This window comes from Paracoccus sp. R12_2 (genome assembly GCF_017744015.1).
Taxonomy (GTDB): domain Bacteria; phylum Pseudomonadota; class Alphaproteobacteria; order Rhodobacterales; family Rhodobacteraceae; genus Paracoccus.
Genome location: NZ_JAGHRA010000003.1, coordinates 255682 through 272497, shown reverse-complemented (window position 1 = coordinate 272497; position 16816 = coordinate 255682). Strand labels below are relative to the sequence as shown.

At 62.9% G+C, this 16816-nt stretch carries 15 protein-coding genes; 5 read left to right on the top strand and 10 right to left on the bottom strand.

Annotated features, from left to right (window positions below):
- Window positions 1-34 precede the first annotated feature (34 nt).
- The 9 genes from iolB to iolG form a co-directional block, all read right to left on the bottom strand.
- Complete coding sequence (gene iolB / locus J7359_RS05655) at window positions 35-829, bottom strand: 5-deoxy-glucuronate isomerase (protein WP_209055562.1); 795 nt, start codon at window positions 827-829, stop codon at window positions 35-37.
- Window positions 830-840: 11 nt separating this feature from the next.
- Complete coding sequence (gene iolE, locus J7359_RS05650; RefSeq protein WP_209055561.1) at window positions 841-1737, bottom strand: myo-inosose-2 dehydratase; 897 nt, start codon at window positions 1735-1737, stop codon at window positions 841-843.
- 7 nt (window positions 1738-1744) lie between these two features.
- On the bottom strand, window positions 1745-3583 hold the full coding sequence (iolD, locus tag J7359_RS05645; protein WP_209055560.1) for a 3D-(3,5/4)-trihydroxycyclohexane-1,2-dione acylhydrolase (decyclizing): 1839 nt from the start codon (window positions 3581-3583) through the stop codon (window positions 1745-1747).
- A gap of 56 nt (window positions 3584-3639) precedes the next feature.
- A complete protein-coding gene (iolC, locus tag J7359_RS05640; RefSeq protein ID WP_209055559.1) occupies window positions 3640-5559 on the bottom strand; it encodes a 5-dehydro-2-deoxygluconokinase in 1920 nt (639 codons plus the stop codon).
- A complete protein-coding gene (locus J7359_RS05635; protein ID WP_209055558.1) occupies window positions 5546-6676 on the bottom strand; it encodes a Gfo/Idh/MocA family oxidoreductase in 1131 nt (376 codons plus the stop codon). Before J7359_RS05635 ends, iolC begins: the two co-directional genes overlap by 14 nt.
- Before the next feature lie 68 nt (window positions 6677-6744).
- Window positions 6745-7524 (bottom strand): ATP-binding cassette domain-containing protein, encoded by a 780-nt coding sequence (locus J7359_RS05630; RefSeq protein ID WP_209055557.1) that lies wholly within the window; start codon window positions 7522-7524, stop codon window positions 6745-6747.
- Window position 7525: 1 nt separating this feature from the next.
- A complete protein-coding gene (locus tag J7359_RS05625) occupies window positions 7526-8632 on the bottom strand; it encodes an ABC transporter permease (protein WP_209055556.1) in 1107 nt (368 codons plus the stop codon).
- Between the two features lie 58 nt (window positions 8633-8690).
- Window positions 8691-9611, bottom strand: a complete 921-nt coding sequence (locus tag J7359_RS05620; protein ID WP_209055555.1) for a sugar ABC transporter substrate-binding protein — start codon at window positions 9609-9611, stop codon at window positions 8691-8693.
- 133 nt (window positions 9612-9744) lie between these two features.
- The gene (iolG, locus tag J7359_RS05615) at window positions 9745-10737 is read right to left on the bottom strand and encodes an inositol 2-dehydrogenase (protein WP_209055554.1); all 993 of its coding nucleotides are present in this window, start codon (window positions 10735-10737) and stop codon (window positions 9745-9747) included.
- A gap of 181 nt (window positions 10738-10918) precedes the next feature.
- Between iolG and J7359_RS05610 the strand changes: the two genes are divergently transcribed.
- Window positions 10919-11932, top strand: coding sequence for a substrate-binding domain-containing protein (locus tag J7359_RS05610; RefSeq protein ID WP_348524337.1), 1014 nt, complete (start codon window positions 10919-10921; stop codon window positions 11930-11932).
- A 49-nt stretch (window positions 11933-11981) separates the two neighbouring features.
- On the opposite strand, the gene J7359_RS05605 is transcribed toward J7359_RS05610, so the two are convergent.
- Window positions 11982-12224 carry a hypothetical protein gene (locus J7359_RS05605; protein ID WP_209055553.1) on the bottom strand — a complete coding sequence of 81 codons (243 nt, stop codon included), beginning with the start codon at window positions 12222-12224 and terminating at the stop codon, window positions 11982-11984.
- A gap of 25 nt (window positions 12225-12249) precedes the next feature.
- On the opposite strand from J7359_RS05605, the gene J7359_RS05600 reads away from it, so the two are divergent.
- From J7359_RS05600 to J7359_RS05585, 4 genes are all read left to right on the top strand, one after another.
- Window positions 12250-13350 carry an ABC transporter ATP-binding protein gene (locus J7359_RS05600; protein WP_209055653.1) on the top strand — a complete coding sequence of 367 codons (1101 nt, stop codon included), beginning with the start codon at window positions 12250-12252 and terminating at the stop codon, window positions 13348-13350.
- Window positions 13351-13368: 18 nt separating this feature from the next.
- Window positions 13369-14442 carry an ABC transporter substrate-binding protein gene (locus tag J7359_RS05595; RefSeq protein WP_209055552.1) on the top strand — a complete coding sequence of 358 codons (1074 nt, stop codon included), beginning with the start codon at window positions 13369-13371 and terminating at the stop codon, window positions 14440-14442.
- 95 nt (window positions 14443-14537) lie between these two features.
- Entirely contained in the window at window positions 14538-15608 is a 1071-nt protein-coding gene (locus J7359_RS05590) for an ABC transporter substrate-binding protein (RefSeq protein ID WP_209055551.1), read from the top strand.
- Window positions 15609-15704: 96 nt separating this feature from the next.
- Window positions 15705-16787: an ABC transporter substrate-binding protein gene (locus J7359_RS05585; RefSeq protein ID WP_209055550.1), complete on the top strand. Its 1083-nt coding sequence runs from the start codon at window positions 15705-15707 to the stop codon at window positions 16785-16787.
- Window positions 16788-16816 lie beyond the last annotated feature (29 nt).

Sequence of the window (16816 nt, the reverse complement as noted above, 5' to 3'; positions counted from 1 at the left end):
TGGATGGTCTCCGACACACGGGGGCAGGGCGGCGCTACATCAGGTGTTCGACTTCAGGCGCGGGGACGAAGCGCCAGTTCCGGCGCGGACCCGCCATCACGTTCAGGTAATACATCTCGAACCCGTGGGGGGCGCCGCAGGGATGGTGGCCACGCGGGACGCAGACGACGTCGCCGTCATGGACTGCCATGGTTTCGTTCAGCGACAGATCGTCGGTATAGACGCGCTGGATACCAAAGCCATTGGCGGGGTTCAGGCGGTGGTAATAGGTTTCCTCAAGATAGGTGATGCGGGGGAAATCATCCTCGTCATGGCGGTGGCTGGGATAGGATGACCAGTTGCCTGCCGGGGTGAACACCTCGGTCACCAGCAGGCTGTCGCAGAAATCCTCGGCCTCCATCGCGATATTGTTGATGAAGCGCGCATTCGTGCCTTCGCCCCGCTGGGTCAGGGTGATCCCATCCGGCCCGATCCGCCGCGCCTGATGGCCGCCACGTCCCGGCGCCTTGCAGATCGCGATGGTCGCATCGGTGGTGGTCTCCAGCGACCAGTCCTGGCCGTTGGGAACATACAGGCAATGCGGCGGGGTCTTTTCAAAGACATTCATCCGCTGGCCCAGTTCACCCCAATCGCGACCGGCGGCGGTGACCCTTGCGCGACCCTCGACCATGACGATGATGATTTCGCATTCGCCGGTGGACTCGGTCCAGCTTTCGCCCGCGCGCAGGCGGATCAGGTCGAACCCGACATGGCGCCAGCCCGCGCTTTGGGGCGTTATCTGATGAACCTTGCCATGGGTGCCGAAGGGGCGTTTCAGAAGATCGGGCATCGGCTTTCCTTTCAGATCAGTCCGGTTTCGCGGGCGATCCGCTTCAGCGTGTGCAGGCCAAGCGTCTGATACAGCAACGGGTTGCGCTGATCGGGGTCCTGTTCGGCCTCGATCACGATCCAGCCGTCATAGCCATGGCCCTTCAGGATGCGCAGCAGCGGTTCGAAATCGATCCCGCCTTCCTGGTCACCGGGCACGGTGAAGACGCCCGCGCGCACGCCGTCCATGAAGGACAGGCCCTCGGCCTCGACCCGTGCGCGGATCGCGGGACGCACGTTCTTGGCGTGGAAATGCGCGACGCGGGCGACATGACGGGCCAGAATTTCGGCCGGATCGCCGCCGCCGAAATAGCAATGCCCGGCATCGAACAGCAGCTTGGTCGCCGGTCCGGTCGCGGCCATGAAGGCATCGATATCATCGGGCGACTGCACGACCGTGCCCATGTGGTGGTGATAGACCAGCGCGATGCCCTGATCTTCGCAGTACCGCGCGATTTCTTCCACCTTGGCGCCGAAATCCTTCATGCCCTGAACATCCAGCACTGGGCGTTCGCTCAGCGGCAGGTTCTGGCCCTGGATGCTGTTCGAGGTCTCGCAGGCGATGCACACCTTGCAGCCATTGTGCTTCAGCTTGTCCAGATGCGGCTGGATCGCCTGTTTCTCATCCTCGACCGAATGGGTCAAAAGATGCATCGAATGCCAGCCGGACACGAAGGCCAGCCCATATCCGGCCAGCAGTTCCATCAATGCCTGCGGATCGTCCTGCGGCCAGCGATGACCATTCTCGATCCCATCAAAGCCGATCAGATGGCCAGCCTCTTCAAGGATACGCTGGGTCGGGATATCGGCGCCGATCGTCTGGTCGTCGTCGTTGGCCCAGGCAATCGGGTTGGTGCCAAACTTGATCATCTCTGCCTCAATTCACGGTAACCTGGCGCGCGATCTGCTGCAGATAGCGCGCATAGGTCTGTTTCAGTTTTTCGGTGCCAGCTTCGGCGGGAACGGCGACATCCCAGAAATGACCCGCACCCTTCAACCCGTCGCCCGGACCGGGGGCGGCGGTGGTGTCGATGACGATCACGGTCGGGATGTCGCGGTCGCGTGCGGCGGCGATCTGCGCCTCAAGGTCCGCAATGCCACTGGCCTTGACCGCATGCGCACCCATGCTGGCCGCGTGGGCGACAAAGTCGATCTGCGGCTGCACCTCGACATTGCAATCCTTGTAAAGATTGTTGAACTGCTCGCCTCCGCAGCCCTGTTGCAGGCGGTTGATGCAGCCGAAGCCGCGATTGTCGGTCAGCACGACGGTAAAGGGCACACGCCGCATGACTGCCGTGGCCAGTTCGCTATTGGCCATCATGTAGCTGCCATCGCCGACAAAGCAGATCACCTCGCGGTCGGGCCGCGCAAGCTTCAGCCCCATCGCGCCTGCGATCTCGTATCCCATGCAGCTGAACCCGTATTCCATGTGATAGCCGCCCTGGCCGGGTTGCCACAGCAGTTTCAGCGCGCCGGGCATGGTGCCGGCGGCACACATGGCAATCGCGTCCTCACCGGTGGCGCGCTGCACGGCCCCGATCACCTGCGCGTCGGTGGGCAACTCGTTGCCTTCGGCCGGTGCCGCGCAATGGGCATCGACCGCCGCCAGCCACGAGGCGCGCGCATTGGCGTCGGCGTTCTCGGCGCGATAGCCGCCAAGCTTCGCGGATAGTCGTTCCAGCGCCACGCGCGCATCAGCCACAAGGCTGGCGGCGCCGTGCTTGGCCGCGTCATAGGGCTGCAGATTGATCGCCGCGATCCGGGCATCGCCGAACAGCGTGCGCGAACCGGTGGTGAAATCCTGAAGGCGCGTGCCAAGCGCGATCACGAGATCGGCCGCGCTGGCGGCGGCATTGGCAGCGGCTGAACCATCCACGCCCGCAGCCCCGAAATTCATCGGATGAGCCTGTGCCAAAGCCGACTTGCCGGCCTGTGTCTCGATCACCGGGATGTTGTGGCGGGTCGCGAAATCAGCCAGGGCCTGTTCGGCACCCGAGTAGACGACACCACCGCCTGCGACGATCACCGGCGCGCTGGCGGCACGTATCAGCTCCGTAACCTCGGCCAGTTCCTGCGCGTCGGGTTCGGGCCTGCGGATACGCCAGACCCGCGGCTGGAAGAACGCGTCGGGCCAATCATGGGCCTCGGCCTGCACATCCTGGCAGAAGGACAGGCAAACCGGGCCGCAATTCGCCGGATCGGTCATCACCCGCATCGCGCGCGGCAGGGCGGTCAGCAGATGTTCTGGGCGGGTGATACGGTCGAAATACCGGACGACCGGGCGAAAGCAGTCATTCGCGGACACCGTGCCGTCGTCGAAATCCTCGATCTGCTGCAGCACCGGATCGGGGCGGCGATTGGCAAAGACGTCGCCAGCGATGATCAGCAGGGGCAGCCTGTTCACATGCGCCAGGGCCGCCGCCGTGACCGCATTGGTGGCACCCGGTCCGATCGAGGTGGTGATCGCCTGCGCCCGGCGCCGCGCATGCCCCTTGGCAAAGGCGATGGCGGCATGCGCCATGGTCTGTTCGTTCTGGCCGCGCCAGGTCGGCAGGGCGTCACCGAGCCCCTGCAGCGCCTCGCCCAGCCCGGCCACGTTGCCGTGACCGAAGATCGCCCAAATACCCTCGATGAACCGCTGATCATCCTCGGTCATCTGCACCGACAGCCAGCGCACCATCGCCTGCGCCGCGGTCAACCGGATCGTCTCACCCATCGCTTGGCCTCATCTTCCTTGTTCCAATATCCCGGCTGCTGCCGCCGGAAAGCTTCTCAAGTCGCCGCACGAGCGGCTTTTCTTGCCTTGTCCCAGACCTCGCACAGGCGCGCATAGCGGCGGGCCATCTGGTCCACGGCGTCATCATCAGCGATCCGGCCCTGCATCCAGTCTCGCGCCACGGAACCGAAGATCGTGCGGCCCACGGCGAAGCCACGAACCAGTTCGAAGCCTACCGCGATTTCGAAGCTGGCCTGCAGTTCGGTTTCGGGGGCGTCCAGACCCAGCACCACGATCCCGCGCGTGTGGCGGTCATGTTCCTCTATCGCGGCGATGGCGTCGGACCAGCCGGCTCGGCGCGTCATCGGTTCCAGCTTCCACCAGTCTGGCCAGATCCCCGCTGCATAGAACTGCCGGATCAGCGTTGCGGTGGTCGTGTCGTCGACCGGTCCAACCTTCGAGGGGATCACTTCGAGCAGGAATTCCAGTCCGTTGCGGCGCGCGGCGGTGAACAACTGCTTCACTTTCCATTCCTGATGCGCGCGCATGCCATCGTCGTCGTCCGGATGGCAAAAGCACAGCACCTTGACCACGTTCTCGCGCGCCCAGGATTGCAGTCCGCCGCAATCCGTCCCGAGATCGGGTTCCAGATCCAGCGGGCGCGAACCTGGCCATTCGCAGGGTCGTCCGATCCACAGGCCCGAGCCGCTGGCGCGGTGCAGGGCCGTTCGTCCGATGCGATCATCGCACAGAATGCCGAAACCGGGGCGCCCATCCGCGACACGCAGCGCGGCATTCAGGCACAATTCCTTGAACGCGCTGCCCTTTGCCACGGTATAGCCAGGCATTTCTTCCAACTGGATGCGGTGGTCGAACGCAAAGACGCGCATTTCGGACCAGTCGCCGGTGTTCCGGCTGTGGCGATTGGTGGCCCAATGGATCTGTTCCAGTTCCGCATCGTTGCGCAGATCGGGGCGCACGACACCGCGATCCAGAAAGAACCGCAGTTCTGCAAGGCTTGGATAGGCGGGCGTGCAGCCGTGGCGGCTGACTGCGAAGGCTCCGCAGGCATTGGCGTATGTCAGCGCGGTGGGCCAGTCCTCGCCGTCCAGCCAGCCCTTCAGCAGGCCCGACATGAAGCCGTCGCCCGCGCCCAGCACGTTGAACACCTCGATCGGGAAGCCGGGCCCGGATTCGCCCGCGTCCAGACGGTCCGGGATGGCGCCACTGAATGCGACCGCGCCCATCGGGCCACGCTTGCAGACAAGCACCGCGTCCGAGACCGCGCGCACCGCGCGCAAGGCTGCGATGGTGTCGGTGCTGCCGCCCGCGATGTGAAACTCTTCTTCCGTGCCCACGATCAGGTCGAAATAATGCAGGCTTTCCTGAAGTTTCGACGTTACCTTCGCGCTTTCGACAAAGCGGCTTTCGCCGTCACCATGCCCGGCCACGCCCCACAGATTGGGGCGGTAATCGATGTCCAGCGCGGTCTGCAGGCCCTTGTCGCGCGCAATCCGCAGCGCCTTCAGCACGGCGGCCTCGGTGCGCGGATGGCTGAGATGCGTCCCCGTCGCCACCACGCTGCGAGATCGGCCGATAAAGTCCGGGTCTATGTCATCCTCGCACAGGGCCATGTCGGCGCAATTCTCGCGATAGAAGATCAGCGGAAAGCTGTCTTCGTCCCGGATGCCCAGGATCACCAATGCGGTCAGCCGGTCGGGATCGGTGGCGACCCCGGTCACGTCGACGCCATGGCGAACCAGTTCCTCGCGGATGAAGCGGCCCATATGCTCGTCGCCGACCCGCGTGATCAGCCCCGACCGCAATCCCAGCCGTGCCGTGCCGCAAGCCATGTTGGTCGGAGACCCGCCGATATATTTCGAAAAGGATCCCATATCCTCAAGCCGCCCGCCGACCTGATCCCCATAGAGATCGACACCCGCACGGCCGATGGTGATCACGTCAAGCGGTTGCATGGCTTGCCTCCTCGATCCGAATGGGGCGTCCGTTCGATTGCGCCATTGCGTGGATAATGTTTTCTATCTGCAGGCCTTGCGCGAAGTCCGGTGTCGCGGGACGGCCTTCGCGAATGGCGCGGATCAGGTCGCGGCATTCGATGACCTTCTGCTCGTTGAACCCGAATCCGTGTCCCGGTGCGGGGCAGAATTGGGCGAAATCGGGCTGCTGCGGCCCGCTGACATGGCGGACGAAGCCTGCCTCACCGCTGCGGTGCACCCATAATTCGTTCATGTGTTCCTGATCGAAGACGATCGTGCCATCGCTGCCGTGAATTTCCCATTGCAGGCGACATTTCCGCCCACGTGCCACGCGCGACGTGGCAAAGGACCCCTGCGCCCCGCTGGCAAATCGGATCAACGCCAAGGCGCTGTCCTCGTTCTCGACCGGGCGTGGCCCCTCGGCTGACGGCCGCGCGGGGATGGAGATCTGGGTCATTGCCGTGACCTCGGCCACGGGCCCCATCAGCGCGGTCATCACGCTGACCAAATGGCAGCCCAGATCGCCAAGCGCGCCCAGGCCGCCGTCCTTGTGCGTCATGCGCCACGACCATGGCAGATCCGGGTCGGCGCAGTAATCCTCGTCGTAGACACCGCGGAAGGATAGCAGTCGGCCGATTGCGCCCGCCCGGATCATCTGCTGCGCGGCCTGAAAGGCCGGATTGCGCAGATAGTTATAGCCCAGAAGCGTCACCTGTTCGGGATGCGCGGCGGCCAGATCCGCCATCGACCGCGCATCGGCCAGGGTCAGCGCCATCGGCTTTTCCAGCCATACATGCTTGCCCGCCCGCAACGCCGCTTCGGCCATCTGACGGTGCAGGCCGTTGGGCGTGGTGATCGACACGACATCGACGGCGTCGTCCGTGACGGCGGCCTGCCAATCGTCACTGGCGCGGGCAAAGCCGAACTGTCCGGCCATCTTCTGCGCGCGGTCGGGAATGTCGACCAGCAGTTCCAGGGTCGGATGCACGCCGCCAAAGACAGTCGCCACATTCCGCCATGCCATTGCGTGGCACTTGCCCATGAACCCCGTTCCGATCAGGGCTACGCCAAGCGATTTGTCAGTTCCGTGAACCATGTTCCCGTGCCTTCGGATGTCGTGATCAAACAGAGCAGGCGGCCTGCAAGGCCGCTTGCCCGCAAGTCCTAGACCGTGCCGCCAAGCGAGCCTTCCAACTGGGCCATCTCCTGACCTCCGGCCATCAGATCCTGCAGTTCGGATGACGTGATCTCGCCCCTGACCGCCGTGCCAAGGGTCTGGCCCCTGTTCAGCACGGTAAACCGGTCACCCACTGCCAGCGCGTGTCGGACATTGTGGCTGATGAACACGACGCCGACGCCCTGTTCGCGCACCCGCGCGATGGTCGACAGCACGTTCGAGGTCTGGCGCACGCCAAGCGCGCTTGTCGGTTCGTCAAGGATCAGCACCTTGGCCCCGAAATGGACCGCGCGGGCGATTGCGACTGTCTGGCGTTCACCGCCCGACAGCGTGCCCACGGCCTGATCTGGCGCGCGAAGGTTGATGCCCATCTTGCGCATCTCTTCCATCGTGATCTGATTGGCGCGTTCGATATCCAGGCGCTTGGTCAGGCCGCGGCCCTTGGTCGGTTCGCGACCCATGAAGAAGTTGCGCGTCACCGACATCAGCGGGATCATCGCCAAATCCTGGAAGACGGTGGCGATGCCGGCCTCCATCGCCTCGCGCGGGCTGGCAAAGGACAGGGGCTTGCCTTCGAAGAAGATCTCGCCCGAGGTCGGCTTGTGCACGCCCGACATGGTCTTGATGAAGGTCGATTTTCCGGCGCCGTTGTCGCCCAGAAGGCAGTGGCATTCGCCGGGGGTCACGTCGAAGGTCACACCGTTCAGCGCGATGACATTGCCAAAGTGCTTGGTGATGTTTTCCATGTGGATGATCGGTTGGGTCATCTTACCGTTCTCCCGTCACGCGCTTGCGGATGACGTTGTTGAACACGACCGCCAGCAGCAGCATTCCGCCCAGGAAGATCTGGAACCAGTCCTGATCGAAATTCGTGTAGGTCAGCCCGATCGTGACCATGCCGAAGATGATCGCGCCGAAGAATGCGCCGATGGCCGAGCCGTAGCCGCCGGTCAGCAGACAGCCCCCGATCACGGCGGTGATGATCGCCTCGAATTCCTTCATGAAGCCGCGCCGGGCATCGGTCGAACCCGCATCGATCACGGTGATGATCGCCACCATCGACGCCGCGCAGGCCGTCAGCATGAACAGCGAGATCTTGACGCCGCGAACGGGCACACCCGAATTCTTGGCCGCATTGGTGTCGCCCCCCGTTGCGAAGATCCAGTTGCCGACCGGCGTGCGGACCAGGACATAGGTCGCGACCAGGGCGAAGACGACGAACCAGATGATCTCGACCGGGATGCCCGGCACTTTGGGCATGCCGGAACTGAAGCTGTCGATCACGCCGATACCGGCCAGCCATCCGAACAGCCCGGTAAAGGCGTCGCCCGAAAAGATCGGTGCAAGCCAGTCGCCCTCGACCGCGTCGCGAATGCCGCGCAGCTGGGTCGAACCGCCCGTGAACAGCTTCAACCCCACCAGCGCCGCGCCGCGCAGGATGAACAGCCCCGCAAGCGTGACGATGAAGGACGGCAACCCTGTGCGCAGCACGATGGCGCCGTTCAGCGCGCCGATGCATGCGGCGAAGGCCATGGTCAGCGGGATGGCGAAGATCAGCGGCAGTCCCAGATTGACGGTCAGAACGCCAAAGATCATGCCCGCAAAGGCCACCATCGAGCCGATCGACAGGTCGAACTCTCCGCCGATCATCAGCATCGCGGCCGCAATGCCCAGTATTCCCAACTGTGCGGCTGGCGTCATGAAGTTCATGATGCCCGACAGCGTGAACATCGCTCCGTCCGCCGTGGACAGAAAGAACAGCGTCACCAGCACCACGCCGCCGATCGCGCCCAGTTCGGGCTTCTTCATCAGTTTGGTCGCAAGGGATTCCGCGCGCACGCGCTCATCCTGCTGCAAGAGATTATCTGCAGACATGATCACCTCCGGTTCGGACGGGGGCCGCGCGGAAGCGCGCGACCCTGCTATTCAGGTGTCAGCGAATGCCCTGCGCCGACAGGTCGATCACCTGCGCCGCAGCATCCTGGGTGACCAGGTTGGGGCCCGAGGGCACGTCACCGCCCGGCACCAGTCCGTATTCGGCATTCAGTGCCAGGAAGGTGACCGGCAGATAGCCCTGCAGGAACTGCTGCTGGTCGATGGCGAAGGCCGCATCGCCATCGGCGACGGCCTGCAGGAAACCTGCCGACAGATCGAAGGTTGCGATAAGGACGTCATCGCGGCCAAGGGCCTTGACTGCAGCCACAGCAGGTTCGCCCACCAGCGGTGCGGAAAGGCCCAGGACGGTATCGACATCTGGGTCGGATTCCAGCGCCGCCCGAACTTTGGACTGCACTTCGGTCGGGTCGTTCATGGTCGGTACCACATCGACCTGGTTGCCGAAGCCTTCGGCGAAACCTGCGCAACGCTGATCCAGCGAGACGTTGCCGACCTCCTGGTTGACGCAGATGCCCTTGGAGCCGCCCATTTCGGCCAGCTTCTCTCCGGCGGCCTTGCCGGCATCGTATTCGGACTGGCCGACATGCAGCAATGCACCCAGATCCCTGGCCACGTCGCCGCCCGAATTCATCGAAATGACCGGAATGCCCGCATCGACCGCGCGCTGGATCGAGGGACCAAGCGCGTCGGCGTCGGGGATCGATACCACCAGCCCGTCGGGTTCCTGGTTCACCGCGGCGTCGATCAACTGGCTCATCTGAACCATGTCGAAGGTTTCGGGCGAACGGAATTCGACATTCGCGCCGGTATGCTCGCCCGCTTTCTGGACGCCGTTCTTGACGACCGACCAGAACGGATCATTCGCCTGTCCGTGGGCCACGACAATGATGTCGGCGGCCGCGACAGGCATTGCTGCCAATGTCGCCGCGGTGGCGATCGAGGCTAGAACTGTCTTCATGATTTCCCCTCCCTTTGGGTTGTTTTGCGCAGCGACCTTGGTCGTCACTGCTGGTCTTCCGGCATTGCAGCCAGCCGGATGCCGTGAAGGTCGACGCACCCGCTCCTCCGGGGCGGCGACATCTCGATCGCGGTTATTCCTCCATCGCGACTGCCTGGCCGGTCCTGGCCGATTCCGTTGCGGCTTCGGCCATAGCAAGTGCCGTGATTCCGTCCTGCAGCGTCACCGGGATGTCGGACCCGTCCAGCGTTGCGGCCAGGAATGCCTCCCACTCGGCGGCATAGGCGGGCATGTAGCGTTCAAGGAAGAAATAGGTGGGCTTGCCCGAGACGACGCCATCCGCCGTCGATCTGACGACGGTGTTCTCAAGCATGTTTCCGGCCTGCAGCAGCCCGTCCGATCCCAGCACTTCGACCCGCTGGTCATATCCGTAAACGGCGCGACGGCTGTTCTTGATGACCGCGATCCGGCCATCGGCGTATGTCAGCGTGACGACAGCCGTATCGACATCGCCGGCCGCGCCGATTTCCGGGTTCACAACACTGCTGCCCACGGCGCGCACCGCAACCGGCGTTTCCCCCATCAGGAAGTTGGCCATGTCGAAATCGTGGATCATCATGTCGCGGAACAGGCCGCCCGACACCTTGATATAGGCCAGCGGCGGCGGGGCAGGGTCGAACGAGGTCAGGGACAAAAGTTCCGGGTTGCCGATCTCGCCCCGCGACATGGAGGTCTTCAGCGTCGCGAAATTCGGATCGAAACGGCGATTGAACCCGATCATGATCGGCACGCCGGTGTCTGCGACGCTGCTGAGGCATTGCCGGGCGCGTTCCAGCGACAGATCCACGGGCTTCTCGCACAGCACTGCCTTGCCCGCGCGGGCGGCGGCTTCGATCAGGTTGGAATGCGTGTCCGTCGACGTCGCAATCAGCACGGCGTCGATATCCCGATCGGCCAGGATATCTTCGGAACTGCGTGGCTCTGCCGAATGGGTCGATGCCAGTCTGGTTGCGGCGTTCTGGTCGACATCCGATACCGCGACCAGCGACGAACGGGCGTTTCCGGCGATGTTCACTGCATGAACCTGACCGATCCTACCCGCGCCCAGCAATCCTACCCTCAACATCTTCACCTCCCGAATCTGCGGCGCTGTTTTCTGCGCTTGCGACGATAGGGATACATGATTTGCACGCGCGTGCAAACAGTTTTTGCACCCGCGTGCATTTTAGGTGCATTCGGCCGCTTGCGCAGCTATGCTGACAGGGACAGGCCCGAATGGGCCGCCAATCGTGAACAGGATGTGCGCCGTGCCGAAACCAGACAGCTTCGACAATGTCACCGCCGATGATGTTGCCGTTGCAGCCGGAGTTTCGCGCTGGACTGTCAATCGGGCGTTCAAGAAAGATGCTTCGATCTCACCCAAGACGCGGGCCAGGGTCATCACGGCGGCGCAGTCACTGGGCTATGTGCCCGATCTGAGTGCGGCGGCCCTGGCCTCCACGCGATCGAACCTTGTCGCACTGCTGGTCGATGATTTCGCCAATCCCCACAAGCTGGTGATGCTGGAACGTCTGACCCGTGCGCTGCGCAGTCGGGGGTGGGATACGTTGCTGGTCAACACTCTGGACCGCGAGGACACGGCGCCTGCGTTGATGAATGCCAGCCAGCGCCGCGTGGATGCGACGATCCTGATCGGGATCCAGTTCGACGACGAAGTTCTGGCGACGGCACTTGGCGCCCGCCGCTTCAAGAAGCTGATCATTTTTGCCCGTACTTCGCAGAACCCCAACACCATTTCGATCGCCGTCGACGATGAGGCCGCCACCCGCGAGATCGCGCATTATGTGATCCAGAAGGGCTATCGCAGCCCGCTATACATGGCGGGACCAGAGACGGTTTCCGCGCATCTGCTGCGCAAGGAAACATTCGCGACGATCTGGCAGCATCGGTTCGGTGTGGTGCCGGACAGCGTTTCGGTCGCCAGATACGATGCGATGCTTGCCGAGAAAGTGGCGCTTGAGGCGTTGCAGGGGCGTGACGCGGCCAGTCTGCCGGATGTGATCGTGTGCGAGAACGACGCACTTGCGCTTGGGGTCGTCGATACGATCCGGCACCGGCTTGGCTTGCGTGTTCCGGAAGATATCGCCGTGATCGGGTTCGACGACGTGCCCCAGGCCGCAAGCCCGAACTATCGTCTGACGACCTATCGCCAGCCGCTTACCCAGATGTCCAACTATCTGGTCGATGTGCTTGAAAGCCCCGACACGACCAATCTGGATCGCAAGTTTCTCGGTGCTATGGTGGTTCGAGACAGCGCTTGAGGCAGCAATTGCCGCAGATCACAGGTGGATTCGGCGCTTTACGCCGTCGTCACGGCATCAAGTACGCAGGATCGTCGGACCCTTCCCCAACCGGCGCCACGCGTTCCTGAAGGGCCGAATTACCCCTTGCAGCAGGATTTCTCGCAACCTTGGCATGTTCCGGCTGGCGGGTTCGCAGCCACGGCGTGATGTCGCTGTAATCAGCCGACGCATCCTGCGAAAGAAATGTCGCAAATTGTGTTGCCAGCGCGCCGATAGCGCGCGTAACCTCGGCCTCGCGCTGAATAACCATATCAAAACAGGGAGAGCGCTCATTGCTGGATCAAGGCACTGGCGACGCTTACGTCGCCTTTGAGCATGTGCAAAAAAGTTATGACGGCCAGACACTTGTCGTCAAAGACCTGAACCTTGCGATCGGCAAGGGCGAATTCCTGACCATGCTTGGGCCGTCGGGATCGGGCAAGACGACCTGCCTGATGATGCTGGCAGGTTTCGAGACCGCGACCCATGGCGAAATCCGCCTGGCGGGCAAGCCGATCAACCAGGTTCCCCCGCACAAGCGCGGCATCGGCATGGTGTTTCAGAACTATGCACTGTTCCCGCATATGACGGTGGGTGAAAACCTGTCCTTTCCGCTGGAAGTGCGGGGGATGGACAAGGTCGAACGCGAAACCCGTGTCAAGCGCGCGCTGGACATGGTTCAGATGGGCAGCTTCGCAAGTCGCCGTCCCGCGCAACTGTCGGGTGGCCAGCAACAGCGGATTGCGCTGGCGCGTGCGCTGGTCTTCGATCCGCAGCTAGTGCTGATGGACGAACCGCTTGGTGCGCTGGACAAGCAGCTACGCGAACACATGCAGTTCGAGATCAAGCACCTGCACGAGAGACTGGGCATCACGGTCGTCTATGTGACCCACGATCAGGGCGAGGCTCTGACCATGTCGGACCGGGTTGCGGTGTTCAACGACGGCCGCATCCAGCAGCTTGCCGCACCGGCCGATCTGTATGAACGTCCGGAAAACAGCTTCGTCGCGCAGTTCATCGGTGAAAACAACAAGCTGCCGGGAACCATCGAGCAGTTGAGCGGCGAGAACGCCCTTGTGCGCCTGTCATCGGGCGAACTGATCGACGCGACCCCGGTGAATGTCACGGAAAAAGGGCAGCAGACCCTTGTGTCGATCCGGCCCGAGCGGGTCGAGTTCAAGCCGGAAATGATGCCGCCCAACGCGCACATGATCGACGCGACCGTCGTCGAGGTCATCTATATGGGCGACATCCTTCGTGCCCGCCTGAACGTGGCGGGGGCGGATGATTTCGTCATGAAGATGCGCAACACCCAGGGCCAGACGCACCTTGAGCCGGGCCAGAAGATCAAGGTCGGCTGGCATCCGGCGGATGCACGCGCCCTGGACCCGATCTGAACAGGAAGAGGTAAGCCAATGAAAAGAACCATACTGATCTGCACTGCTCTCGTCTCGCCATCCTGGGCGATGGCCGAGGGCACGGTCGAAGTCATGTCTTGGGGCGGGGCTTACTCTCAGTCTCAGATCGATGCCTACAACAAGCCGTTCGAGGCCGAGACGGGCATCAAGGTCAACATGACCGATGTCGACAATCCGGCGACGCCGGTGAAGGCGCAGGTGCAGGCGGGCAATGTCAGCACCGACGTGGCGAGCATCGGCTATTCCGATGCGACCCGTTTGTGCGACGAGGGGATGTTGCAGGAAATCGACCCCGCCGATCTGCTTACTGCCGCCGACGGAACCTCGGCCGAGGAAGATTTTCTGGAAGGCGGGCTGTCGGACTGCTTTGTCGCAACGGATGTCTACGCGACCATCGTCGCCTATGACGAAAGCCGTTTTCCCGACAACCCGCCCTCCAGCATCGCTGATTTCTTTGATGTCGAGGCCTTTCCCGGCAAGCGTGGCGTGCTGAAAGAGCCGCGCTTCAACATGGAAATGGCGCTGATGGCCGACGGTGTTCCCGCGGATGAGGTGTACGAGGTTCTCTCGACGCCCGAGGGACTGGATCGCGCTTTTGCCAAGCTGGACACCATCAAGCCACACGCGATCTTCTGGGACGCGGGCGCCCAGCCTCCGCAATTGCTGGCCGATGGCGAGGTGGTGATGACGCAGGCCTATAACGGCCGCATCTTCAACGCCGCCGTGGACGAGGGCAAACCCTTCAAGATCGTCTGGGACGGCCAGATCTACGAGATGGAAGGCTGGGTCATGCCGATCGACGGCCCGAACCCCGAGAATGCGATGGAATATCTCAAGTTCTCGACAAGCGCGGAATCGCTTGCGCGCGCGTCCATGCAGATCAGCTATGGCCCGCCGCGCAAAAGTTCGGCGCCACTGGTCGGAAACTACAAGGACACCGATATTCCGATGCCGCCGAACCTGCCGACCTCGCCCGAGAACATGGGCAACGCGCTGGCGTTCGACAACGATTTCTGGGTCGATAACATGTCGCAGCTGAATGAACGCTTTGCGGCCTGGCTGGCCTCTTGATTTCGTCGCCGGGCCTTCGGGTCCGGCGCCGCTTGCCCGCAAGGGCCAAGAATGACGGCCAAGGCGCCGCGAGAACCGTGCAGTTGGAGAAAGCGATGACCCGAACCCTGATACTGACCACCGCGCTTGGCCTTGTGGCGTCGCCGGTGCTTGCCGATGTCAACCTGCTGTCCTGGGGCGGCGCCTATGGCAACAGCCACCTGGAAGCCTATGCCAAGCCGTTCGAGGCCGAGACCGGCATCAAGGTGAACATGGCGGACGCCGACAACCCCGCCACGCCGATCAAGGCGATGGTCGAAGCGGGCAATGTCACGGCCGACGTGGCCTCGGTCGAATATGCCGACGCGGTGCGGCTGTGCGACGAGGGGCTGGTCGAGATGATCGATGTGTCGATGCTGGAAGCGGCACCAGATGGAACGCCTGCGGAAGATGATTTCATCGAAGGCGCGATCACCGACTGTTTCGTCGGCACCGATGTCTATTCGATGGTGCTGGCATATGACGATACCAGATTCACCGACGCAAAGCCCGCCGGACCTGCGGATTTCTTCGATCTGGAGAAGTTCCCCGGCAAGCGCACCATGCGCAAGGGCGCCAAGTTCAACCTGGAACTGGCGCTGATGGCCGACGGCGTGCCCGCCGATCAGGTTTATGAGGTGCTGGAAACGGCTGAGGGCGTCGATCAGGCTTTTGCCAAGCTGGACGAGATCAAGGACAGCGTGATCTGGTGGGAGGCCGGTGCCCAGCCACCGCAACTGCTGGCCGATGGTGAAGTGTCCATGGCCTATGCGTTCAACGGCCGGATCTTCAACGCGGCGCAGGGCGAGGGCAAGCCCTTCAAGATCATCTGGGATGGTCAGATCTACGAGATGGAAGGCTGGGTGATGCCCAAGGGCGCGCCGAATCTTGAGGAAGCGAAAAAATTCGTCGCATTCTCGACGGCATCGAAGCAGCAGGCGCGTGCCGCCGAATTCATCAGCTATGGTCCGCCGCGTCGTTCGGCAGCGGCACTGGTCGGCAATATCGAGGGAACCGATCAGCCGATGGGTCCGAACCTGCCCACGACCGAGGCGAACATGACCAACGCGCTTGGATCGAATCTGGATTTCTGGGTCGATCGCGATGCCGAATTGAATGAGCGTTTCAACAGCTGGCTTGCCGGTTGAGGAAAGCGGCGGACGCGGCGAGGGCTGCGTCCGCCGGCCCGAACACGGGCAAGCAACGAGACGGCCGAAAGCCGCAATATCCAACGGGAGAAAATCTTGAAAAAGACCCTTATTCTGACCACCGCGATCGCGGGTCTTGCGTCGGCTGCAGTTGCCGCCGAAGGCGAGGTCAATGTCGTGTCCTGGGGGGGCGCGTATGAACGTTCGCAGGTCGAGGCGTATAATGCGCCCTTTACGGAACAGACCGGCATCAAGGTGAACATGATCGCCGCCGACAACCCTGCCACGCCACTGAAGGCGCAGGTCGAGGCCAGGAACATCAGCGGTGACGTGTTCGATGTCGAAGTGTCCGACGCCATCCGGCTGTGCGACGAAGGCGCGCTGGTCGAGATCGATCCGGCGGTCCTGCCGGCCGCCCCGGACGGCACCCCGGCCGAGGAAGATTTCCTTGACGGCGCTTTGCTGGACTGCGCCGTGGCGAACATCTTCTGGGGCACGGTCATCGCCTTCGACGAGACCAAGTTCGCGGAGAATCCGCCATCGACCGCCGCCGACTTCTTCGATCTCGAGGCGTTCCCCGGCAAGCGTGGCCTGCCCAAGAACCCCAAGCGCACCCTGTATCTGGCGCTGATCGCCGATGGCGTGCCCGCGGACGAGATCTATGACAAGCTGGGTTCGGATGAGGGCGTCGAACAGGCCTTTGCGAAACTGGACACCATCAAGGACGAGGTTGTCTGGTGGGAAGCAGGTGCGCAACCCGTGCAGCTGCTGGCCGATGGCGAGGTCACGATGGCGACCGGGTATAACGGTCGCTTCTTCGACGCGATGGTGGCCGAGGGCAAGCCCTTCAAGATCATCTGGGACGGCCAGTACATGGATCTGGACATGTTCGTGATCCCGAAGGACTCGCCCAACCCCGAGGCGGCGATGGAGTACCTGAAATTCGCCACCGATACCCAGCGTCTTGCCGATCAAGCGAAATACATCGCCTATGGACCGGCGCGCAAATCCTCGGCCGCGCTGGTTGGCATGTATCAGGATGGCGAGACCGAAATGGCGCCGCACATGCCCACCAACCCGGATCACATGACCTCTGCGGTGATGGACGACCCGGAATTCTGGGCCGACCACGACGCCGAACTGACCGAACGCTTCAACAGCTGGCTGGCCGGTTCGTGATCTGATCCTGCCGCCTCCGCAGGCGCGGG